Raw genomic sequence first — 20,821 nt, forward strand, 5'->3', positions numbered from 1 at the left:
GCGACGGCGGATGATGCGAAGCCCCTGACCTCGCCATTCGCCGTCGCGGGAGCTGCGCCGAGGCGGTTCGCCGCCCGGAGACGAACCCAACAAACCATACCGTTCCAAGAGCACCAATGCGTGCCGGACAGGGCATCAAGGGAGAGAGCAAGAGATGAAAATCGTCGACATCAAGACGGCCGTCGTGGCCTATCACGGCCATGCGACGTTGGTCCGCATTGATACCGACGAGGGCATCGTCGGCTATGGCGAGGCCAACCCGGACGCTGGCGCCGGAGCGATCGTCGGCCTGATCAACGATCTGAAGCGCGAACTGATCGGCGAGGATCCGCGCAATGTCGACTATTGCTGGGACAAGCTGCGCCGCAACCATGTATTCTCCGGCGCGCAGTCGGGCATCTTCCTGATCGCTCTATCCGGCATCGAGATCGCGCTCTGGGATATCGCTGCCAAGGCTGCGGGGCAGCCGCTCTACCGCATGTTCGGTGGCAAGTATCGCGACAAGGTCCGCCTCTACGCCGATTGCGGCGACGGCGACGACGCGTCTGGCTCGCCCGAAGGCTGTGCTGCCCGGGCACAACGCATGGTCGCCGAGGGCTTCACAGCGCTGAAGTTCGATATCGACAATCTCAAGCATCCGGCGAAATTCGACGAGATGAATCCGACGGCCAATGCCGCCGAAATCCGCACCATGGTCGATCGCGTGGCAGCCGTCCGCGAGGCTGTCGGGCCCGATATCGACCTCTGCATCGACTTGCATGCCCGTTATGACGTGCCGAGCGCCAGTCGGATCGCCTGGGAGATGGAACCGTTCAACCTGCTCTGGCTGGAGGAGCCAATTCCGGCCGAGAATGTCGACGCCCTCCGCCAGGTACGCAACCGCAGCCGCACGCCGATCTGCATCGGCGAAAATCTCTACACGCGCTGGGGCTTCCGCGAGGCGCTGCAGCAGCAGGTCTGCGACGTCATCATGCCGGACGTGCCGAAATGCGGTGGCCTTTCGGAGAGCCGCAAAATCGCGCAGCTCGCCGAGACCTACTACATCCCGTTCGCGCCGCATCTCGTATCCTCGCCGCTCGGGACTATGGCGACCTGCCATGTCTGCGCGTCGGTGCCGAATTTCCTCGTCCTGGAATGGCATGCACTCGAGGAGCGCGAGGTTTGGGACAGCTATGTCAAGCTGCCGAACGGCGCCAAGTCGATCGTCGAAAACGGCCACATTGTCATCCCGGACGTGCCCGGCATCGGCGTCGAACTCGACATGGACAATGTCCGCCGTCATGCCGTTTCGGGCTACGGCGTCTTCGAATAGCCAGCCGGCCGGCTGGAAGCGCCGGGGCATCAGCTCCGGCGAATTGCATTACATTCCATATCGGAGCCAGCCATGGGCAAGCGCGTGGTGTTCACCGGCGGCAGCGGCAGGGTCGGCCGCGTCGTTCTTCCCTATCTGCAGTCGCAAGGTCACCAGCTCCTCAATCTGGATCTCGCGCCCGTCGATATCCCCGGCATCAACACGATGATCGTCGATCTCGCGGACAGCGGTCAGGCCTTCAACGCGCTCTCGACGCATTTCGGCTTCGATGAGTATTTTGCGGGCGGCGGGCGCGCGCCCGTCGATGCGGTCGTCCACTTCGCTGCGATCCCGCGCATCTTCGCCCGGCCGGACAACACGATGTTCGCGTCCAACGTCCTCTCGACCTACAACGTCATCGAGGCCGCCACCAAGCTTGGCATCCGCAAGGTCATCATCGCCTCGAGCGAAACGGTCTATGGCGTCTGCTTCGCCGAAGGCCAGCGCGCGTTCAACAGTTTCCCGGTCGACGAGGATCACGACACGGACCCGACGGACAGCTACGGATTGTCGAAGGTCGTCGGCGAGAAGATCGCCCGCTCCTTCGCCTCGCGCAGCGGTGCCGACATCTATGCCCTCCGGATCGGCGCCGTCACGCTTCCGGAGGACTATGAGCGTTTTCCGGCCCAGGCCCTCGACCCGGCCAAACGGCATCGCGACGCGTGGAGCTACACCGATGCCCGCGACCTCGGCCAGATCGTCCATCGCTGCCTCCTGACCGACGGGCTCGGCTTCCAGGTCTTCAATGCGACCAACGACCGGATCATCGCCAACGAGCCCACCGAAGCGTTCCTGGCGCGCGTGGCACCGGAAACGCCGGTCACGCGAACCATGTCCGATTATGAGGCGCCACTTTCGAACCGCAAGGCGCGCGAGTTGCTGGGCTTCGAGGAACAGTATCGCTGGACGGAAATCGTCTCAAAGAACGAACCCGGCTGAACGAGCAGCTTCGAGGCGCTACCCATGCACCGTAGCGCCTGATTACTCACGCGTCCGTTGAGCCAGCGCCTTGATGGCGCGGAGATCCTGAAGAAACAGCGCCAACGCCGCCTCTTTCGCCTCGGCATCGGGCAGACGCAGCAGATAGGCCGGGTGGACGGTGATGAAGCCCGGATGCTCTCCGAGCACAGCCGGACCGCGCATCTTCGTGACGGGAAGGGCCTTGCCGGTCAGCGCAAGGACGGCGGTTGCCCCGAGCGCGACGACCAGCCTCGGATGGACGAAACTAAGTTCCTTTTCGAGCCACCAGCGATAGTGCTTCACCTCTCCCGCGGTCGGCCCGACATGCAGCCGCCGCTTGCCGCGCTGCTGGAATTTGAAGTGCTTGACTGCATTGGTGAGATAAACAGCGCGACGATCGATCCCGGCCTCGTCCATCATGCGATTGAGCAGCTCTCCGGCGGGTCCGACGAAGGGACGGCCCTGGAGATCCTCCTGATCGCCAGGCTGCTCCCCGACAAAGGCGATGTCGGCCCTGTCAGGACCCTCGCCGAGGACCGCGTGTGTCCCGCCCGGAACCATCGGCTCCGATGCCGCGATGAGCTGGTTGAGCTGTTCGAGCGTCTTTGGTTCTTGATCGGTCATGGCGGCAACTGCCTTGTCCGGGTTGCGTTTGACGGCGGCCATCGCCTCGCGTTCAGTCATATCCTTGACGCGCTGCGGCGCCGCTTGAAGGAGGCCGGGGATCAGCTGCGCCTCGGGAAGATTGTGCCAATAGCGCGTCGGCATTTCAGCGCGCATCATCGACGGATTGACGCGTGCCGGATTGAACGTGCTCTCGTAATAGCCGAGCCAGCTTTCCTCCATGTCGTCATTCGTGGCGGCGTCACCCTTCACCGCGGCAGGCCCCGTCGTGAGCTGGTCGCCATCCCAGCGCAACGATCCGACCGGTGTCAGGATCGACCAGCGCATGCTGCGAAATCGGTCGATGAAGAACGAGGAAACGCGTTCGACGATAAGATGATCCGGCTCGAACCACGCGACGAACCATTCGCCGTCCGAGGCCTCGACGCGGCGGAAGCGGACGAAAGCGTGCATCTTGTGAATGTCGCGCCGGATGGCCTTCGCCATTATGTGCAACCGGTGGACCAGCGGGTCGCTTGCAATCTCCAGGAGGCTGCGCTCGCCCTGGAGAACCCGCCAGATGAGGTTATAAAGCAGCGCGTAACGCTCGGGATCGCGGTGACAGACGACCAGGCCGACAAGTTCGGCAACCGCCTTGGGCAAGGCGACCGGTGGCGCGCCAGCCGCAACGGCCTCGCCGAACAGCGCCGGGCTGTTCGAGCTGCTCCACACGACCTCCGCGGGTGGAATGAGCTCGGCAACGAGGAACCGCACCGCCTGCCTGAAGCCTTCGGCATCGGCGCCGTCGCAAAGTTCGATCCGCTTCATTCGAAGAGACCGAGCTGCCGCGGAGGCGGTGCAAGGCGCTGACGGAGATCGAGCCGATCGGTCAGATGCGAAGGGTGATGGTCCGCGGTGACGAGGAAAGCCTTTGCCCGCTTCATGCCGCCACTCAAGCGACCGACATCGTCCCATCGCAGCCGCGTATGACGTCGGCAGGCAATGATCTTATCGACGGCGCGGCTGCCGAGGCCGGGAACGCGCAGCAGCAGCTCGCGGTCGGCGCTGTTCACGTCGACCGGAAAGCGATCGCGATTTTTCAGCGCCCAGGCGAGCTTCGGATCGATTTCGAGATCAAGCATGCCGTCTTCACCACCTGCCGCAATCTCCTGCACGGTGAAACCGTAGTAGCGCAGCAGCCAATCGGCTTGATACAGCCGGTTCTCGCGCTTGAGCGGCGCAGCCTTCACCGGCAGGACAGGACTCGCCTCGGGGATGGGACTGAAGGCCGAGTAGTAGACCCGCTTGAGGCCAAAGTCGGAATAGAGGTCCGAGCTGGTCCTCAGCACCGCTTCGTCCGTGACGTCGTCAGCCCCGACGATCATCTGCGTGCTTTGCCCCGCCGGGGCGAAGGACCGGCGCTCCTCGCGCGCCTCGACGATGCGCTCGCGCATCTGGCCCATGGCCGCCCGGATCGAGCCCTTGTCCTTCTCCGGCGCAAGCTTTTTCAGGCTGATATCCGAGGCCAGTTCGACATTCACGGAAAGCCGGTCCGCCCACAGGCCGGCTTGCTCGATCAGCCACGGGCTAGCTTCGGGAATTGCCTTCAGATGAATATAGCCTGCAAAGCCATGCTGGTGGCGAAGCTGCTTCGCCACCAGCATCATCTGTTCCATCGTGTAGTCGGGCGACCGGATGATGCCGGAGGAGAGGAACAGGCCCTCGATGTAGTTGCGCTTGTAGAATTCCAGCGTGAGGCGAACGACCTCATCGACGCTGAAGCGCGCCCGCCTGACATTCGATGAGCGACGGTTGATGCAGTATGAGCAATCGAAAAGGCAATAATTGGTCAGTAAGATCTTGAGCAATGACACACAACGCCCGTCCGGCGTGTAAGAGTGGCAAATACCGCTTCCCGTTGTCGAACCAATACCGCCAGGCTTCGCAGTGCGTTTCTCAGCGCCCGAAGAAGCACAGGATGCGTCGTATTTCGCGGCATCGGCGAGGATGCGAAGCTTTTCAAGGCTCGTGAGTGCCATGCGTCACCTTCAGATGTTCATGATTTGTTCTAAACAGTTATGGTGCTCGGATCGAGTCAATTCAACGCGGGGGATCAACAAGGCCGAACAGTTCCGACGCGAAGCTTGAACTTGGCAGCATGTCGTTCGTAGGCGGGATCGCACGGACATGCCGCGCATTGACCCGGCGCCGCCCCGGCTTAAAAATCGATCGGCTTCGCACAACCGATGCACCTGCGAAGCGGATGGAGGACTATCATGACCGTCACGGAACTGATCGCTCGGCTCAACGCACTCAACCTGCCAAATGCGGAGGTGATGATCGCCGGCGAGGACGACGGCTTCGACCTCGTCCGCCGCGTGGATACCCGCAGCGTCAAGGAAACACCCGTCGAGACATGGACAGCGAGCGACCTCGAACTCGCGGATGCCTCTGATGGCGTGACCTTTGCCTATTTGAGCACGAGCGCGTGAATCGCGATGACGCGCAGCGATGACAATGACAGCAGCGCAGCGACGCGGCTGATCGATGGGCGCATCAGCGAACTGGCCGATTGGCGCGGTGAGAGGCTCGCTTATATGCGCATGCTGATCCGGTCAGCCGGCCCCGCCATCACCGAGGAATGGAAATGGCGCGGCGTGCCGGTCTGGTCGCATTCCGGCATCATCTGCACCGGCGAAACCTACAAGGACGTCGTGAAGCTCACCTTCGCCAAGGGCGCATCCCTCGCGGATCCATCCGGTCTCTTCAATGCGAGCCTCACGGGCAATACGCGCCGGGCGATCGATATCCACGCCGGCGACACGATCGACGACGAGGCCTTCAAGGCGCTCGTCCGCGAAGCAGCGGCGCGGAATATCGCCGCCCGCCCGGCCCGCTCCAAGACTGAGACCGGCTTTTCCACGACGAAATGACCGCGACGCTGCCTGGCTGATTGCGGGCGGGGGTTGCCCCGGTCATGCATCCCGGCGCCGATCATCGTCCGTTTTCCTCGAAATTGTGAGCAGGGCCTCGACGACTGCGAGCAACTCCGCTAGAAATCGTACACGAAATGCAGTGCATTATGCGCTAACCCGCCAGAGCGCGAATTCCAAGGGCATGCGAAGCGGTTGATGAACACTTTTGCCAGCCTCGACGTCCCCCTGTTTCCCACGCTCGACCGCGAGGCCTCGGTTTATGAGGCGATCCGCGAGGACATCATTTCAGGTCGGCTGCCGGCCAATGCCCGCCTGATCGTCGCCGACCTCGCCGCCCAGCACGGCACATCAACAAATCCCGTGCGCGAGGCCCTGCAGCAACTGCGCGGCGAAGGCTTCGTCACGATGGCGCAGAACCGCGGCGCCCGCGTCCGGCCGATCGACGAAGAGTTCATTCGCGACATCTATGAGATCGAGGTGCTGATCGAACCAGCGCTGACGCGCTGGTTTGTCGGCATCGCCACCGAGGCGGACATCGCGGCGCTCGAGGCGTTGCATGCCGAGATGGTAGCGCTGAACTACGCCGACCCGATCCGCCACGGGCTGCTCGACACGCAATTCCACCACACGATGTATCAGCGGCACTACAACCGCCATGCCGTCGATCTCTGGTGGAAGCATCGAGAGATCCTCCGGGCGATCAGCCGCCGCCATCGCACGTCGCTCGGTCGCCAAGCCGCCGTGATGCGCGAACATGGCGAGGTCCTTGAGGCGATCAAGGCCCATGACGACCAAGCAGCCGCGGCAATCATCGCCCGGCATGTCGAAGGATCAGGCAGGCACATCATCGAGCAGATGCGCGCCTCGCGTCACAATATCCATAAAGACAAGGTGGAATAACCACCATGATTTATCCTTTGGAGGGAATGTCTTGTCTATTGCGTCAGAGCCACTGGAGCTAGTTGAGAGCGTCGAGAACGGCATCCGTACGTCCTCTCAGCCGTCAAAGCTTCGAATTACCGATGTTCGCGTCGCGACGATCGTCGGCCACGGCTATTATCCGATCCTTCGGATCGATACCAACCAAGGCATTTACGGCCTCGGCGAAGTGCGCGATGGCGCGCATCCCGATACCGCGCTCCGCCTGAAGCACCTGCTGGTCGGCCAGAACCCGTGCAATGTCGACTACCTGTTCAAGTCGATCAAACGCTATGGCGGCGACAGCCGCGAGGCAGGCGGCGTTTGCGGCATCGAGATCGCGCTGATGGACCTTGTCGGCAAGGTCTATGGCATCCCCTGCTATCAGCTGCTCGGCGGCAAATATCGGGACAAGGTCCGCCTCTATGGCGACACGCCCGCCCCGCGCAACCAGACGCCGGAGGGCTATGTCGAGGTCGTGATGAAGCGCAAGGCGCTCGGCCTTACCTTCATCAAGTTCGATCTTCCCGCCCGCCTGTTCGAAAAGACGCCGGGCGCTCTGGTCGGCAGCGCGACCAAGCACGAATACCATCAATATAATCAATGGTATGTTCCGGGCCGTGGCGCCGGTCCGCGGATCAGCGAGCGTGGCGTCGAACTCGCGGCAGAGATTTGCGCTGCGGTGCGCGGCGCCGTCGGCGAGGAGATCTCGCTCTGCACCGACCATTTCGGCGAAGGCTATGTCACGGCCGACGAAGCGATCCGCATCGGCAAGGCGATCGAGCCCTATAATCTTGCCTGGATCGAGGACGTCATGCCCTGGCGCGACATCGCCGGGCACAAGAAGGTGGCCGATGCGCTACTGACACCGGTCGCGGCCGGCGAGGACCTCTATCTCTGGGAAGGCTTCCGCGAGGCGATCGAGACGCGCGCCTTCGATATCATCCATCCCGACATGCTGTCTTCGGGCGGCCTGATGGAAACGAAGCGCGTCGCCGACCATGCCGAGCGCTTTGGTATTCCGACCGCGCTGCATGCGTGTTGCTCGCCGGTTGGCTTCATGGCCAATGTCCATCTCGGCGCGTCGATTGCCAGCCTTGTTGCGGTCGAGCATCACGGCCTCGACCTCCCCTTCTTCCGCGATCTCGTGAAGGGTCTCGACGCGAACTACATGGCCGACGGCTATGTGACGGTGCCGGACGCGCCCGGTCTCGGCATCGACCTCAACGAGGACGTGATCCGAGAGAACCTCCGCAAGACCGCCAGCTATTTCAGCGACACCACCGAGTGGAACGATCTGCGCGTCGGCGCCGACTTCCGAGGCCACGAGGACGACTGAAGGGCCGTCTCGTCTACCCCAAAGCCCTCTGTGCGCGAAAGACGCCCATGAAGATCAAGGATCTGAAATGCGCGGTGATCGGCCGTCATCCGATCGTCCGCATCACCACCGATGAAGGCCTGTACGGGCTGGGTGAGGTCGAATGGACCAAGCCTTACCTAAAGCCGTTCGTGCTGCAGTTCCGCGAGGCGCTGATCGGCGAGGACCCGACCGATGTCGAGCGGTGCATGCTGAAGATCCGCCAGCGCGGTAGCTTCAAGCCTTATGGCGCTGCCGTCAGCGCCATAGAGCATGCGCTCTGGGATATCGCCGGCAAGGCAGCCAACGTCCCGGTCTACAAGCTGCTCGGCGGCAAGGTGCGCGACAAGGTCCGCGTCTACAACGGCTTCCGGCGGCGCCCGATGTCGGGCACCAGCCCCGAAGACTATGCCTCCGAATGCAAGTGGATGATGGAACAGCCCGAGCAGTTCTTCATGGTGAAGCAGGGCATCAGCTTCCACTCCTCGATGAAGCGCGATTTCCCGGACTTCCACTACGGCATTCCCCAGAACAGCCGCTTCCACGGCGCCATGGATACAGGCCTCATCAGCGAGCGTGGCTTCAACCACATGCTCGACTGCGTCGCGGCGATGAAAGAAGTGCTCGGCGACAAGGTCAGCCTGGCGCTCGACTGCGGGCCCGGCTGGATGCTGCCCGACGCAATCCGCTTCGCCCGCGCGGTCGAGAAATACCATTTGATGTGGCTCGAGGACATGCTGACCGGCGACTACACGCCCTGGGTCAACCCGCAGCTCTACCGCGAATTGACGACATCCACGTCGACGCCGATCCATACCGGCGAGCAGATCTATCTCCGCAACAATTTCAAGGAGCTGATCGAGACCCAGGCGGTCAATGTCGTCGGCCCCGATCCTGGCGATGTCGGCGGCATCGCAGAGCTCAAATGGATCGCGGAGCATGCGCATATGCACTCGATCCTGATGGCGCCGCACGGCATCGCCAACGGCCTTCTTGGTCTTGGCGCACTCGTGAATGTCTCGGCGACTTTGCCGGCGAACTATGTCGGCTTCGAATATCCCGGCGCCTCAGACCCCTGGTGGCACGACATCATCGAGGGCCTCCCCGAAAAGATCGTCACAGACAGCATGATCGATCTGTTCGAGGCGCCCGGCCTCGGCCTCGATATCAACGCAGACGCCGCAAGGAAATATCTCCATGAAGACGACGCGGCCTTCTTCGACTGAGAAGGCCGCGCCTTTATCAGGCAGCGGCGCGTTCGGCCATGCGCAGGAGACCCTGCATGTAGCCGATCGCATGCGCACGGCCGCGATGGTTCCAGGCCGTGTCGCCATCCATCTGCGGCACGTGGTCATCGAGCAGGAAGCCGGTGAAGCCGCTGGCATGCAGCAGCGCCATGACCTCGGCGGGATCGAAATTGCCTTCGCCGATGAAGCACTCGGTGAAGTCCGGCACCGTGCCCTGCACATCGCGGAAATGGACGTAGAAGATTCGGCCCTTCGGTCCGAAGAAGGTGATCATGTCGCGCACATTGTCGGCTCCGCCGGGCATCTCGGAGCAGCAGCCGAGGCAGAGGTCGAGGCCCCAGGCGGGGCTGTCGGCATAGCGGGCATAGGCGCGGCGGAAATCCGTCGGCTCCTTGAAGATGCGGGCGACACCGCCCAGCATTGGCACCGGCGGATCATCGGGATGCAGCGCGATCCTGACGCCGGCCTCGGCCGCCACGGGCAGGACTGCATCCATGAAATAGAAGTAGTTCGACCACATCATCTCGGCGGTGATGATGCCGTCGGCGTCATCGAAGACAGGCATCGAATCCGGACGCCCAAGCGTCGTCGGCATGAAGGCGCGCCAGGCGTCCTTGCCGGCCGCCTCGACCTTCGCCATCTCGAAGCGCGTGTTGCCGGCGCCGCCGCGGCCAGGAGCACTCCGATCGGTGCGCCAGACGGAATTCGGCATGAAATGCAGGCCAAGGATCGGCACGCCGGCGCGCCCGACATTCACCAGCGTCCGGCAATAGTTCTCAATCTGCTCGTCACGTCCCGGCAGGCCGAGCATGGCCTTGTTGTAGAAGTGGGTCGGAACATTTTCGATCGCCTCGAAGACAAGCCCCGCCGCCTCGACTTTCTCGACGAGCCGGCGGATGTCGGCCTCCTCCCAGAAGTGATCGCCCGGCAAGGTCGGATTGTTCATCTGGATACCGCCCACCCCGATCTGGGCCGCAAAGCGGAGCTTCTCGTCGGTGAGCTCATGAAACTGGCCCACGGCGATGCGCATCGCGGGTTTCGACATCGTTCTTCTCCACTTCATCGATAAGGCGGGAGGGATTTTTCAGTAGGCGAAAGAGACACTTTGAAACACGTTTCGCGATTGACCAAGTCGTCAAAGTGACGTAACCGTGTTGGAAACAATAGATAATAAGCGGATTGCTTTAAGATGGGCAATATCGCCAGGGAAGGAAAAGAAGACAAGTTCGAGACAGCGCTCTTCGCGCAGCGGATTCACGTCGATCGCGATACGAATACTGTATCGCGTGATTGATAATCTGTTGCCGAACGATCGCATGTGCTGCATCAGCCCTCTGTCTGTGGGCAATCATTCGCAGCCAACTCGACGCTGAAGGAAATGCGCGACATCGCTGGATGACGCGCCGGCAAGATCAGATCCGAACAGGCGAACAAGATCCCGGCAGGGACACAGCCTTTCCGATTTTGTTTCTGGTGTGAGGAGGACACGTTCAACTGCGCCGATCGAAGCACGTCACGACGTTTGCTTCATTCAACAGACAAGGGAGGAGTTTTGTCATATGGTCAAACTGAGACATATTGCCGGCATCGTGCTGGCCGCGGCGGCGCTTCTTGCCCCAGCCGCATCTTTTGCTGAAAGCCCCGGCCTGCCGGCGGCTCAGGAAATCGTTCCGAAGGGCCCGTTGCCCGATGTCCCGCGCAATCAGACGCTGAATCTCGCATGGGGCGTCTCAGGCGGCACGTCGATCGGCACCACCAATCCCTGGGTGCTGCCAGGCTACACACATCAGGAGGGCAACAACCTCCTGTTTGAGCCGCTGATGTATTTCGGCATCTTCAAGGATGGCGGCCAGTTCATTCCGTGGCTCGCCGACAGCATGGAATACACGAAGCCTGATTTCACCGAGCTCGAGATCAAGCTGAACAAGGACGCGAAGTGGAGCGACGGCAAGCCGGTGACGGCCAAGGACGTCGCCTACACGTTCGAAGGCCAGATGAAGTATGAAACGCTGCCATATCACGCGCATTTCACGCAGTTCGTCGACAGCGTCACGGCCAAGGACGATCTGACGGTCGAGGTGAAGTTCAAGCAGCCGGCGCCCCGCTTCAAGTTCGAGGTGCTGACCGAGAAGTTCGACACCGGCCTGCCGATCGTGCCTGAGCACTGGATGGCGGCGCAGGCCAACCCGACCGCTTCTGTCGGTCTCGACGAGATCCCGCATTCAGGCCCCTACAGCGTCGTCGCCTGGAACGCCAACCAGAAGATCCTCGACCTCCGGCCCGACTGGTGGGCGGTCAAGGCCGGCCGCTCGCCTGAGCCGGCTGTCAAGCGCGTCGTCATCGTCAACATCCTGAATCAGCCCATCGACACCGTGGCCCAGCGGCTCGTGAACAACGAGTTCGACTCCTCGGTCGACATGCGCGCGCAGGTCATCGGCAACATCCTCGAGCAGAACAAGGACGTGCAGTCCTGGACCGGCACAGAATCGCCTTATGGCTATCTCGACTGGTGGCCGAACTCGCTGTGGATGAACACGCAGCTGGCGCCCTACAACGACGTCAAGGTCCGCAAGGCGATCAGCCTCGCCATCGACCGCGATCGTATCAACGAAGTCCTTTATGACGGCGCCAAGATCGCGACGATCTATCCGTTCCCGCTCTATCCGAACCTACAGAAATTCGCCGATTCGGACGCGGTGAAGGCCGAAGCCGCCAAGTACGAACCCGGCAAGTTCGACGTCGAGGAGAGCGCCAAGCTCATGACCGAGGCGGGCTGGACGAAGAATGGCGACGGGCTGTGGGAGAAGGACGGCAAGACGTTCGATGCCACGATCCAGGCCTTCGAGACCATTCATGGCGACATCGCTCCTGTGCTGGCCGAAATGCTGCGGCAGGCGGGCTTCGATTCGAATGTCAATTTCGGCACCGACGCCTACCAGAACATGGTCGACGGCAAGGCCGGGCTCTATCTCTTCGGCCATGGCGCCAGCCTCTATGATCCCTTCGAGGCGCTGAACCTGTTCCACGGCAAGTACAGCGAGTCGATCGGCTCGGCCGCAGGCAACAACCGCTTCTCGCGCTACAAGAATCCCGAGTTCGACAAGATTCTCGACGAGATCTCGCCGCTCGGTTCCGACGATCCGAAGTTCCAGGAAGGCGCCGCGAAGGCTCTCGGCATCTACTGGCGCGATGTGATCGACGTGCCGGTCATCCAGTGGTTGCATCGCATTCCTTACAACAACCACTACTGGAAGAATTGGCCGAGTTCCACGAATGTCGCCGCCGGTGAGAACGGCGCGTTCTGGGCCCATACCGGCGCCCTGGTGATCACGGGTCTTCAGCCCTCCGGCGCGAATTAGCGCAGGAGCCGCGGATCACTGTCCGCTTTGCGACAAAGGTGCGCGCCCCGCGGCGCGCACCGCACCACCGCAAACGATACGGCAAGCGACGTCAGGGACCATCACGTGAGCCTCAAACTCGTCATTCGGCGGCTACTATTCCTCGTCTTGGTGATATGGGCCGCCTCGACCATCGTCTTTTTCATTCCACGCCTGTCGAGCCGCAACGCGCTACGCGAACGGTTTGGCGAGCTGGCGCGGACAGGCGGTTTTTCGCCAGCCGACCTCGAGAAGATCATCGCCTCGATGAACCGGCAGTTCGGCCTCGACCGGCCGCTCTACGAGCAGTACTGGACCTATCTCGGCAACATCCTGCACCTCGATTTCGGCTATTCGCTCTATCGCTATCCGACGACCGTTACCGAGTTGATCGCGCAGTCGCTGCCCTGGACGCTCGGTCTGCTGCTCGTCACGACCATCCTCAGCTTCATCATCGGCAATTTGCTCGGCGCAGTCGCCGCCTGGCCGCGCGCGCCGCACTGGCTGCGCGCCTTCGCGACGCCGTTCATCCTTCTGACGGGCGTACCGCCGGTCATCATGGGCATCCTGCTGCTGTTCTTCATCGGCTTCCGACTCAAATGGCTGCCGCTCGGTGGCGCCTATTCGGTCGGCGTGGTGCCGACCTGGACCTGGACCTTCTTCTTCGACCTAATGCGTCACCAGATTCTGCCGGGGCTCGCGCTCATCCTCGGTTCGGTCGGCGGGTGGGTGCTGTCGATGCGTGGCATGGGCGTCACCATCCAAGGCGAAGACTATGTGAACTTCGCCGAGCACAAGGGGCTGACCGGCGGCCGGATCTTCCGCGACTATTACCTGCGCAACGCCATGCTGCCGCAGGTGACGGGCCTCGCGCTGGCGCTCGGCACGATGGTGACTTCCGCGATCATCGTCGAAGGCCTGTTCGGGCTTCCCGGCATCGGGACGATGCTGAACCTCGCCATCCGCGCCAACGACTTCCCGACGATCTACGGCATCGTGCTGTTCATCACCATCGCGGTCGCGGTGCTCATGACCATCGTCGAGTTCATCTATCCCCTGCTCGACCCCCGCGTCCGCAGTTCATAAGGAGCGAAACGCATGTCGACTGTCGCGCTGTCGCCCCCGATTTTGAAGCAGGTTGAGCGGCCCAGCCGTTTCGTCCTCTTCCTCCGCTATCTGCGCCGCAACAAGGGCCTGGCCTTCGGCGTCCTGATCCTGCTCGGCCTCGTCGCCTTCACCGTCATCGGCCTGATGACAGTCGATCTCAAGCAGGCCTATCCGCTGTCTGTCGCCGCCAAGAAGCCACCGAGCTGGAAATATCCGTTCGGTACAGACTTCTTCGGCCGCAACCTGCTCGCCGCCATGGTGGTGGGCATGTGGCAGACCGCGTTCATCGGCGTGTTCGCCGGCGGCCTCGGCACGCTTATCGGCGTCGTCCTCGGCTTCATCTCGGCTTATTTCGGCAAGTGGATCGACGGCACCATCCGTACCGTCTGCCAGATCCTGACGCCGATTCCGGTTCTCCTGATCCAGGTCGTCATCGCCGGCTCGCTCGACAAGCGCGACGTCACGATCGTCACCATGGCGCTGATCGTCGTGCTTCTCGCCTGGATGGGACCGACGCTGGTCATCCGCTCGCAGGTGCTCACCATGAAGGAGAGGCAGTTCGTCGCCGTCGCCAAGCTTTCCGGCGTCAGCGATCTCGGCATCATCTTCAAGGAAATCCTGCCCTGCCTGCTGCCCTTCATTGCGGCCGCTTTCGTGGCGCAGGTCTTTTCGGCGGTGTTCGCCGCCTTCTATCTGGCGGTACTCGGCCTCGGACCGCTGCGCGAGCCGCTGCTCGGCAACATCATCTGGGCCGCGCAGTCGCAAGGCGCCTTCTTCAATGGCTGGTGGTGGTGGCCGATCATCCCGTCGATCGCGATGATCCTCATCCTCGGTTCGCTTGCGCTCATCAATATGGGCCTTGACGAGCTCGCCAATCCCCGCGTGCGCAGGTCGGAGTGACCACGATGAACACCATTCTCGTGCAGGATCCGGCACGGCCGGTAGAAGCAGTGCGCCTCCGCGCGGTGGGGGACGGGGGACCCATCCTTCGCGTCAACAATCTCGAAGTCACCTATTACACGGACTCGGGCCGCGCCAAGGCGCTCGACGATGTCAGCTTCACGCTGAACTCCGGTGAAAAGCTGGGCATGGTCGGGGAGTCAGGCTCGGGCAAGAGCACCCTCGCTCTTGCCATGATGCGCATGATCAAGGCGCCGGGACGCATCGAAGGCGGCTCCGTCGTCGTTGGCGGCGGCGATCTCATGACGCTCGACGCGGAAAGTATGCGCAAGGCGCGGCTCTCCCGCATCGCCTACATCCCGCAGGGCGCGATGAACTCGCTGAACCCCGTGACACGGATCGGCGCGCAGATGGTCGATGCGGTCAAATCGCATCTGCCGCGCGAGGGCCGCGCCGCGATCGAGGCTCGTTGCAAGCGCGCGCTTCAGTCGGTCGACCTCGATCCCGGCGTCTATCGCATGTACGCGCATGAGCTTTCCGGTGGCATGAAGCAGCGCGTCTGCATCGCCATCGGCATCCTGCTCGATCCGCATGTGATCATCGCCGACGAGCCGACAAGCGCGCTCGACGTCGTCACGCAGCGGCAGGTGATGGAGACGATCGACAATGTGCAGAAGGCGATCAACGCGGCCGTCATCCTGATCGGCCACGACATGGGCCTGATGGCGCAGTTCGTCGACAAGGTCGCGGTCATGTATGCCGGCCGACTCGTCGAGGTCAGCACCGTCCGCGAGATGTTCACGGACCCGAAGCACCCCTATTCGCAGGCGCTTATCTCCAGCCTTCCGAGCCTCGGCAACAAGGGCGTATTCCAAGGCATTCCCGGCCTTGCCCCGTCGCTGCTTCGCCTGCCGAGCGGCTGCGCGTTCCATCCGCGCTGCGCCAGCGCGATGCCCCATTGCACGACGATCCGGCCGGAGCCGCAGGTCCTGCCCGGCGGCAGGCGCGTGACCTGCCATCTCTATGACGGAGAAGCATGACATGGCCGACTTGCTGCGCCTCGAGAACGTCTCGAAGGTCTATTCGCACGGCATCATCAACGCCCATTCAACCATTGCGCTTCGCAACTTCTCGCTGACGCTGAAGGAAGATGAGCCAACCATCCTCACCGTCGCCGGCGAGAGCGGCAGCGGCAAGACGACGCTCGCCATGCTGCTGCTCGGCTTCATCACGGCCTCGGCGGGACAGATCATCTACCGCGGCAAGAACATCGCCTCGCTGCACGGCGCGGAAAAAATGGCCTATCGCCGCGAGGTCCAAGCGGTGTTTCAGGATCCGTTCGCGGTCTTCAACCCGTTCTATACGGTCGACCACCTGCTCACCGTCCCGATCAAGCGTTTCGGCCTCGCGAAATCAAAGGCAGATGCCCGCAACAAGATGGAGGAGGCCCTGACGGCAGTCGGCCTTCGCCCGGAGGACATTCTCGGTCGCTTCCCGCACCAGCTCTCGGGCGGGCAGCGGCAGCGCATCAATGTCGCCCGTGCCCTGCTCTTGAAGCCGCGCCTGCTTATCGCCGACGAGCCGGTTTCGATGGTCGACGCCTCTCTGCGCGCGACGATCCTCGAGACGCTGCGCAACCTGCAGCGCGACCATGGCGTCTCGGTCATCTACATCACGCATGACCTCACAACGGCCTATCACATCGCGAAATCGATCATCGTGCTCTATCGCGGCTCGGTGATGGAGGCCGGCGACGTCGACCGCGTGATCAAGGAACCGCAGCACCCCTACACGCAGCTCCTGGTCGACTCGATCCCCTGGCCCAATCTCGACCAGCGCTGGGGGGCGCAGCCGATCAAGGCGCGCGAAGTCGGTGGCAATACGGATGGCTGCCGCTTCCGGACACGGTGTCCGATGGCGATGGAGATCTGCAAGCAGGATCCGCCCTTGTTCCGCATCGACGAGCGGCACGCGGCGTCCTGCTTCCTCTACGAAAAGCGCCCCGAAATCGCCAAGGCCCAGCTTTCCGAACTCCTACCCGTCTGAACCCACTCCGCATGCGCGTCCACCACAGCCGGTCCGCGATCGGCGCCGATCATGGGAATTACTTGCCGATGCTCGAAATCGCTGAATTCATCAGCCCGACGCCGACGCCTGTCTGGCGGCTGGCGCAGCAGGCCGGCGTCAGCCTCGCGGTTGGCGGGTTGCCGCCCGAGGATCTTCTCGAAGGCGAGGCACCCTGGGACTTTGCGCCACTGAAGCGGCTCAAGGAGCGCTACGAGGCCGGCGGTTTCAAGCTCGTGGTGATCGAAGCGCGGCCGCCGCTCAACAAGGCGAAGCGTGGCCTGCCAGGGCGCGACGCGGAGATCGAGACGGTCTGCCGGCTGCTGACCAATATGGGCCGGCTCGGCATTCCCGTCTGGTGCTACGAGTGGATGACCGACTTCAACTGGGTCAGGACCAATCTCGCGACGCCCTCGCGCGGCGGTTCCGTGGTGACGAGCTTCCGGCTTGAAGACGTGCCTGAAGACCTGACCACCAATCCGCCAATCGACGAAGAGGCGCTCTGGGCCCATCTCGAATATTTTCTGAAGAAGGTCCTGCCGGTCGCCGAGAAGGCAGGCGTCAAGATCTCGATGCATCCGGATGATCCGCCGTTGTCGCCGATCCGCGGTGTCGGGCGGATCATGCGGTCGATCGACAATTATCAGCGTCTGATCGAGCTCGTCCCGAGCCCGATGAACACGATCACGCTCTGCCAAGGCAACTTCACGCTGATGACGGACGACCTGCCGGCCGCCATCCGTAAGTTCGGGAAGACAATCTCCTTCGTTCATTTCCGCGACGTGCGCGGCACACCGGAGGCCTTCGAGGAAACCTGGCACGACGCCGGCAAGACCGACATGCTGGCCTGCATGAAGGCCTATCGCGACATCGGCTTCGACGGCGTCCTGCGGCCCGATCATGTGCCGACCGTCGAGGGCGACAGCAACGACCATGCCGGCTACTCGGCCTTCGGGCGGCTTTACGCCATCGGCTATATCCGCGGCCTGCACCAGGCCGTCTACGCATCATGAAGCATCAGGAAGGAACGCGCCGATGAGCGCGACGAGCATGGCGAATGACCCATCCGCCCCCGCGGCCGGAGGCTCAATCAGGACGATCGCCGTCACAGGCGGCAGCGGGCGCATCGGGCGGGCGATCACCGATGAGGCGGTGCGTCGCGGGCACCGCGTCATCAGCATTGACCGGGTCGCGCCGCCCGCTAAGGCCGACTTGACGGGCGTCCACTTCGTCGAAGCGGATATTGGCGACTATGACGCGCTGGTCGAGGCCTTCCGCGGCGCTGACGCCCTGATCCACATGGCGGCGATCCCAGCGCCGGGGCGCCATCCCGATCACATCATTCATAACAACAACGTCGTCGGCAGCTACAACGCACTGCGTGCCGCCGTCGAAGTCGGCATCACCAGGATGGTGCAGGCGTCAAGCGTCAATGCGATCGGGCTTTCCTTCAGCCGCGAAGCGCATTTCGACTATCTCCCGCTCGATGAACAGCATCCGAACTATTCCGAAGAGCCCTACAGCCTTTCGAAATGGATCTGCGAGCAGCAGGCCGACAGCTTCGCGCGCCGCTACAGCGAACTCGGCATCGCCTCGATGCGGTTTCACTATGTCTGCGAGGCCCGCGCCAAAGCCGCCGAAATCTATGCTCATGCGACGCCTGAGATCGCCAAGCATCTCTGGGCCTATACGACGTTCGATGCCGCGGCGCGTGCCTGCCTGCAGGCGCTCGATGCGCCGTTCACCGGCCATGAGGTTTTCTACATCGTGGCGCCCGATACGGTGGTCGATATACCGAGCCTCGAACTCTCCGCACGCTTCTTCCCGGATGTGCCGGTTCGCGGCGACCTCAGCGGCTATCGCAGCTTCTTTTCCTCCGCCAAGGCCGAGCGGATGCTCGGCTGGCGCCATACTCTCGACTAGCCCGCCTGTCGCCCGCCGTACCCCCGCCCCGTCTCAAGGTTGCCTTCCATGAAAATCACCGACGTCAAAGTCATCGTCTGCTCGCCGGGGCGGAACTTCGTCACCGTCAAGATAATGACCGACGAGGGCCTCTACGGCATCGGCGATGGCACGGTGAACGGCCGCGAGCTCGCGGTCGTCAGCTATCTTCAGGACCACGTCGCGCCGCTGCTGATCGGCCGCGATCCGGCCCGGATCGAGGATATCTGGCAGTATCTCTATCGCGGTGCGTATTGGCGGCGCGGGCCGATCACGATGGCGGCCATCTCGGCCGTCGACATGGCGTTGTGGGATATCAAGGGCAAGGCGGCCAACATGCCGCTCTATCAGCTGCTCGGCGGCGCCTCCCGCGAGAAGGTGATGGTCTATTCGCATGCGCAGGGCATGACGATCGAGGAAGCGGTCGATGCAGTCGGCAAGAAGCGTGACGAGGGCTACCTCGCGATCCGCGCCCAGGTCGGCATTCCCGGCCTGCCCGCCATCTACGGCACCGGCAAGGGCTCGGTGCAGGGTACAGGCGGGATGGTCGACGCGCTGCCGAACGAGGAAGTCTGGTCGACCTCGAAATACATGGTCCACATCCCCAAGCTGTTCCAGCGGCTCCGCGACACCTATGGCGATGAACCGCATCTCCTGCACGACACGCATCATCGCCTGACGCCGATCGAGGCGGCGCGGCTCGGCAAGGATCTGGAGCCGTATCGCCTGTTCTGGCTTGAGGATCCGGTGCCGGCCGAATTGCAGGAGGGCTACCGCCTCATCCGCCAGCACACGACGACGCCGATTGCGCTCGGCGAGGTGTTCAACACGATCTGGGACGCGAAGCTGGTCATGGAGGAGCAGCTCATCGACTATATCCGCGCCACATCAGTTCATGCTGGTGGCGTCACCGGGCTCCGGCGGATCTTCGACTTCGCGTCGGTCTATCATATCCGCACCGCCTGCCACGGGCCGATGGACGTCTCCCCGGTCGCCATGGGCGCCAATGTCCATATCGATCTCTGGGTGCCGAATTTCGGCATCCAGGAATTCTCCGGCTACACGCCGCTGATGCATGAGGTCTTCCCCCATGCCTGGCAGCAGGACGGCGGCCATCTGCATCCGGGCGAAGCGCCCGGCCACGGCGTCGATATCGACGAGGATCTCGCAGCCCAATACCCCTATGAGCGCGCCTATCTGCCGGTCAACCGGCTCGAGGACGGCACGATCTGGCACTGGTAGCGCCACGCGGCGCATCGCGGAATTTCGGAGGAGAACACCATGATCGAGACGAAGGACATCGTCCGGCCGCCGGTTGAACTGGTTCGCGCGCTGCAGGCGCTTGGCTGCGCGACGGCCTGCAGCACGCTGCACCATATGGGCGTGCGCGACACCTTCATCGAAGGCCCCGTCGCCTGGACACCGGGACGCGCGGTCGCCGGACCAGCGCTGACGCTGCAATTCATGCCGAAGCGCGAGGACCTCTACGGCGACGGCGAATATCTCGATCCCGAGAAGCAGCTGCACCGCCATGTGCTCTATCACACGCAGCCCGGCGACATCGTCGTGGTCGATGCGCGCGGCGATATGCGCTCAGGCATCTTCGGCGAGATGATGCTGACCTATTTCAAGGGCCGCGGTGGCGCCGGCGTCGTCATCGACGGCTGCATCCGCGATTTCCCGCACGCCAAGCAGATCGATCTCGGCTATTGGCTGCGCGGCGTGACGCCGAACTTCCACACCCAGACCAAGCTGATGCCCTTCGCCGTCAACACGCCGATCGCCTGCGGCGGCGTCACCGTGATGCCAGGCGACATCATCGTCGCCGATGATGACGGCGCCTGCGTCGTTCCGGCGGCGCTCGGCTACCAGGTGCTGGAACATGCCGGCACGCATCACGACTGGGAGGACTTCTCGCGCGAGATGCTGCTCAAGGGCGGCTCGCTGCAGCGCTATTATCCGTTGTCCGACGAAGCGCGCCCCGAATATGAGGAGTGGCGCAAGAGCAACCCCCTCCCCACGCTCTGAGCCGTTTCCTCGCTTCTTCCTCGAACTGTCGG

The 20,821-nt window shown here is 62.8% G+C and carries 19 protein-coding genes; 16 read left to right on the forward strand and 3 right to left on the reverse strand.

All coding sequences use genetic code 11. The features are described 5' to 3' along the window. The first annotated feature begins 154 nt into the window (after positions 1 to 154). Entirely contained in the window at positions 155 to 1,312 is a 1,158-nt protein-coding gene (locus BUB39_RS17750; protein WP_073056074.1) for a mandelate racemase/muconate lactonizing enzyme family protein, read from the forward strand. Positions 1,313 to 1,384: 72 nt separating this feature from the next. Then, entirely contained in the window at positions 1,385 to 2,290 is a 906-nt protein-coding gene (locus BUB39_RS17755) for an NAD-dependent epimerase/dehydratase family protein (protein WP_073056077.1), read from the forward strand. A gap of 42 nt (positions 2,291 to 2,332) precedes the next feature. On the opposite strand, the gene BUB39_RS17760 is transcribed toward BUB39_RS17755, so the two are convergent. Both BUB39_RS17760 and BUB39_RS17765 read right to left on the reverse strand, forming a co-directional pair. Beyond that, on the reverse strand, positions 2,333 to 3,742 hold the full coding sequence (locus tag BUB39_RS17760; RefSeq protein WP_073056089.1) for a UdgX family uracil-DNA binding protein: 1,410 nt from the start codon (positions 3,740 to 3,742) through the stop codon (positions 2,333 to 2,335). Beyond that, positions 3,739 to 4,953, reverse strand: coding sequence for a putative DNA modification/repair radical SAM protein (locus tag BUB39_RS17765; RefSeq protein ID WP_073056091.1), 1,215 nt, complete (start codon positions 4,951 to 4,953; stop codon positions 3,739 to 3,741). Before BUB39_RS17765 ends, BUB39_RS17760 begins: the two co-directional genes overlap by 4 nt. Positions 4,954 to 5,190: 237 nt before the next feature. Between BUB39_RS17765 and BUB39_RS17770 the strand changes: the two genes are divergently transcribed. The 5 genes from BUB39_RS17770 to BUB39_RS17790 all read left to right on the forward strand — a co-directional run bounded on the left by BUB39_RS17770 (position 5,191) and on the right by BUB39_RS17790 (position 9,351). Next, a complete protein-coding gene (locus BUB39_RS17770; protein WP_073056093.1) occupies positions 5,191 to 5,406 on the forward strand; it encodes a hypothetical protein in 216 nt (71 codons plus the stop codon). Positions 5,407 to 5,412: 6 nt separating this feature from the next. Continuing rightward, a complete protein-coding gene (locus BUB39_RS17775) occupies positions 5,413 to 5,847 on the forward strand; it encodes a DUF1801 domain-containing protein (RefSeq protein ID WP_073056095.1) in 435 nt (144 codons plus the stop codon). 198 nt (positions 5,848 to 6,045) lie between these two features. Beyond that, complete coding sequence (locus BUB39_RS17780) at positions 6,046 to 6,750, forward strand: GntR family transcriptional regulator (RefSeq protein ID WP_073056097.1); 705 nt, start codon at positions 6,046 to 6,048, stop codon at positions 6,748 to 6,750. Between the two features lie 31 nt (positions 6,751 to 6,781). Next, complete coding sequence (locus BUB39_RS17785) at positions 6,782 to 8,107, forward strand: mandelate racemase/muconate lactonizing enzyme family protein (RefSeq protein WP_244540295.1); 1,326 nt, start codon at positions 6,782 to 6,784, stop codon at positions 8,105 to 8,107. 47 nt (positions 8,108 to 8,154) lie between these two features. Further along, complete coding sequence (locus BUB39_RS17790; protein ID WP_073056100.1) at positions 8,155 to 9,351, forward strand: mandelate racemase/muconate lactonizing enzyme family protein; 1,197 nt, start codon at positions 8,155 to 8,157, stop codon at positions 9,349 to 9,351. A gap of 16 nt (positions 9,352 to 9,367) precedes the next feature. Here the strand turns inward: BUB39_RS17790 and BUB39_RS17795 are convergent, their stop codons facing one another. Next, positions 9,368 to 10,417, reverse strand: a complete 1,050-nt coding sequence (locus tag BUB39_RS17795; RefSeq protein WP_210187103.1) for a mannonate dehydratase — start codon at positions 10,415 to 10,417, stop codon at positions 9,368 to 9,370. 514 nt (positions 10,418 to 10,931) lie between these two features. Between BUB39_RS17795 and BUB39_RS17800 the strand changes: the two genes are divergently transcribed. From BUB39_RS17800 to BUB39_RS17840, 9 genes are all read left to right on the forward strand, one after another. Then, the gene (locus tag BUB39_RS17800) at positions 10,932 to 12,731 is read left to right on the forward strand and encodes an ABC transporter substrate-binding protein (protein WP_073056103.1); all 1,800 of its coding nucleotides are present in this window, start codon (positions 10,932 to 10,934) and stop codon (positions 12,729 to 12,731) included. 105 nt (positions 12,732 to 12,836) lie between these two features. Beyond that, complete coding sequence (locus tag BUB39_RS17805) at positions 12,837 to 13,835, forward strand: ABC transporter permease (protein WP_073056105.1); 999 nt, start codon at positions 12,837 to 12,839, stop codon at positions 13,833 to 13,835. Between the two features lie 12 nt (positions 13,836 to 13,847). Beyond that, positions 13,848 to 14,756, forward strand: a complete 909-nt coding sequence (locus BUB39_RS17810; protein ID WP_084527602.1) for an ABC transporter permease — start codon at positions 13,848 to 13,850, stop codon at positions 14,754 to 14,756. A gap of 5 nt (positions 14,757 to 14,761) precedes the next feature. Continuing rightward, the gene (locus BUB39_RS17815) at positions 14,762 to 15,796 is read left to right on the forward strand and encodes an ABC transporter ATP-binding protein (protein WP_084527604.1); all 1,035 of its coding nucleotides are present in this window, start codon (positions 14,762 to 14,764) and stop codon (positions 15,794 to 15,796) included. A gap of 1 nt (position 15,797) precedes the next feature. Then, positions 15,798 to 16,802 carry an ABC transporter ATP-binding protein gene (locus tag BUB39_RS17820; protein ID WP_073056107.1) on the forward strand — a complete coding sequence of 335 codons (1,005 nt, stop codon included), beginning with the start codon at positions 15,798 to 15,800 and terminating at the stop codon, positions 16,800 to 16,802. 68 nt (positions 16,803 to 16,870) lie between these two features. After that, positions 16,871 to 17,833 (forward strand): mannonate dehydratase, encoded by a 963-nt coding sequence (locus BUB39_RS17825; protein ID WP_073056861.1) that lies wholly within the window; start codon positions 16,871 to 16,873, stop codon positions 17,831 to 17,833. 22 nt (positions 17,834 to 17,855) lie between these two features. After that, entirely contained in the window at positions 17,856 to 18,743 is an 888-nt protein-coding gene (locus tag BUB39_RS17830) for an NAD-dependent epimerase/dehydratase family protein (protein ID WP_210187104.1), read from the forward strand. Between the two features lie 48 nt (positions 18,744 to 18,791). Beyond that, on the forward strand, positions 18,792 to 20,003 hold the full coding sequence (gene manD / locus BUB39_RS17835) for a D-mannonate dehydratase ManD (protein ID WP_073056109.1): 1,212 nt from the start codon (positions 18,792 to 18,794) through the stop codon (positions 20,001 to 20,003). 39 nt (positions 20,004 to 20,042) lie between these two features. Then, the gene (locus tag BUB39_RS17840; protein ID WP_073056111.1) at positions 20,043 to 20,789 is read left to right on the forward strand and encodes a ribonuclease activity regulator RraA; all 747 of its coding nucleotides are present in this window, start codon (positions 20,043 to 20,045) and stop codon (positions 20,787 to 20,789) included. The last annotated feature ends 32 nt before the right edge of the window (positions 20,790 to 20,821 follow it).

The organism is Kaistia soli DSM 19436, from assembly GCF_900129325.1.
GTDB lineage: Bacteria > Pseudomonadota > Alphaproteobacteria > Rhizobiales > Kaistiaceae > Kaistia > Kaistia soli.

Coding starts and splice junctions, on each gene's coding strand:
- BUB39_RS17750 (WP_073056074.1), top strand. CDS start 155: ATGAAAATCGTCGACATCAAGACGGCCGTCGTGGCCTATCACGGCCAT.
- BUB39_RS17755 (WP_073056077.1), top strand. CDS start 1,385: ATGGGCAAGCGCGTGGTGTTCACCGGCGGCAGCGGCAGGGTCGGCCGC.
- BUB39_RS17760 (WP_073056089.1), bottom strand. CDS start 3,742: ATGAAGCGGATCGAACTTTGCGACGGCGCCGATGCCGAAGGCTTCAGG.
- BUB39_RS17765 (WP_073056091.1), bottom strand. CDS start 4,953: ATGGCACTCACGAGCCTTGAAAAGCTTCGCATCCTCGCCGATGCCGCG.
- BUB39_RS17770 (WP_073056093.1), top strand. CDS start 5,191: ATGACCGTCACGGAACTGATCGCTCGGCTCAACGCACTCAACCTGCCA.
- BUB39_RS17775 (WP_073056095.1), top strand. CDS start 5,413: ATGACGCGCAGCGATGACAATGACAGCAGCGCAGCGACGCGGCTGATC.
- BUB39_RS17780 (WP_073056097.1), top strand. CDS start 6,046: ATGAACACTTTTGCCAGCCTCGACGTCCCCCTGTTTCCCACGCTCGAC.
- BUB39_RS17790 (WP_073056100.1), top strand. CDS start 8,155: ATGAAGATCAAGGATCTGAAATGCGCGGTGATCGGCCGTCATCCGATC.
- BUB39_RS17795 (WP_210187103.1), bottom strand. CDS start 10,417: ATGTCGAAACCCGCGATGCGCATCGCCGTGGGCCAGTTTCATGAGCTC.
- BUB39_RS17800 (WP_073056103.1), top strand. CDS start 10,932: ATGGTCAAACTGAGACATATTGCCGGCATCGTGCTGGCCGCGGCGGCG.
- BUB39_RS17810 (WP_084527602.1), top strand. CDS start 13,848: ATGTCGACTGTCGCGCTGTCGCCCCCGATTTTGAAGCAGGTTGAGCGG.
- BUB39_RS17815 (WP_084527604.1), top strand. CDS start 14,762: ATGAACACCATTCTCGTGCAGGATCCGGCACGGCCGGTAGAAGCAGTG.
- BUB39_RS17820 (WP_073056107.1), top strand. CDS start 15,798: ATGGCCGACTTGCTGCGCCTCGAGAACGTCTCGAAGGTCTATTCGCAC.
- BUB39_RS17825 (WP_073056861.1), top strand. CDS start 16,871: ATGCTCGAAATCGCTGAATTCATCAGCCCGACGCCGACGCCTGTCTGG.
- BUB39_RS17830 (WP_210187104.1), top strand. CDS start 17,856: ATGAGCGCGACGAGCATGGCGAATGACCCATCCGCCCCCGCGGCCGGA.
- manD (WP_073056109.1), top strand. CDS start 18,792: ATGAAAATCACCGACGTCAAAGTCATCGTCTGCTCGCCGGGGCGGAAC.
- BUB39_RS17840 (WP_073056111.1), top strand. CDS start 20,043: ATGATCGAGACGAAGGACATCGTCCGGCCGCCGGTTGAACTGGTTCGC.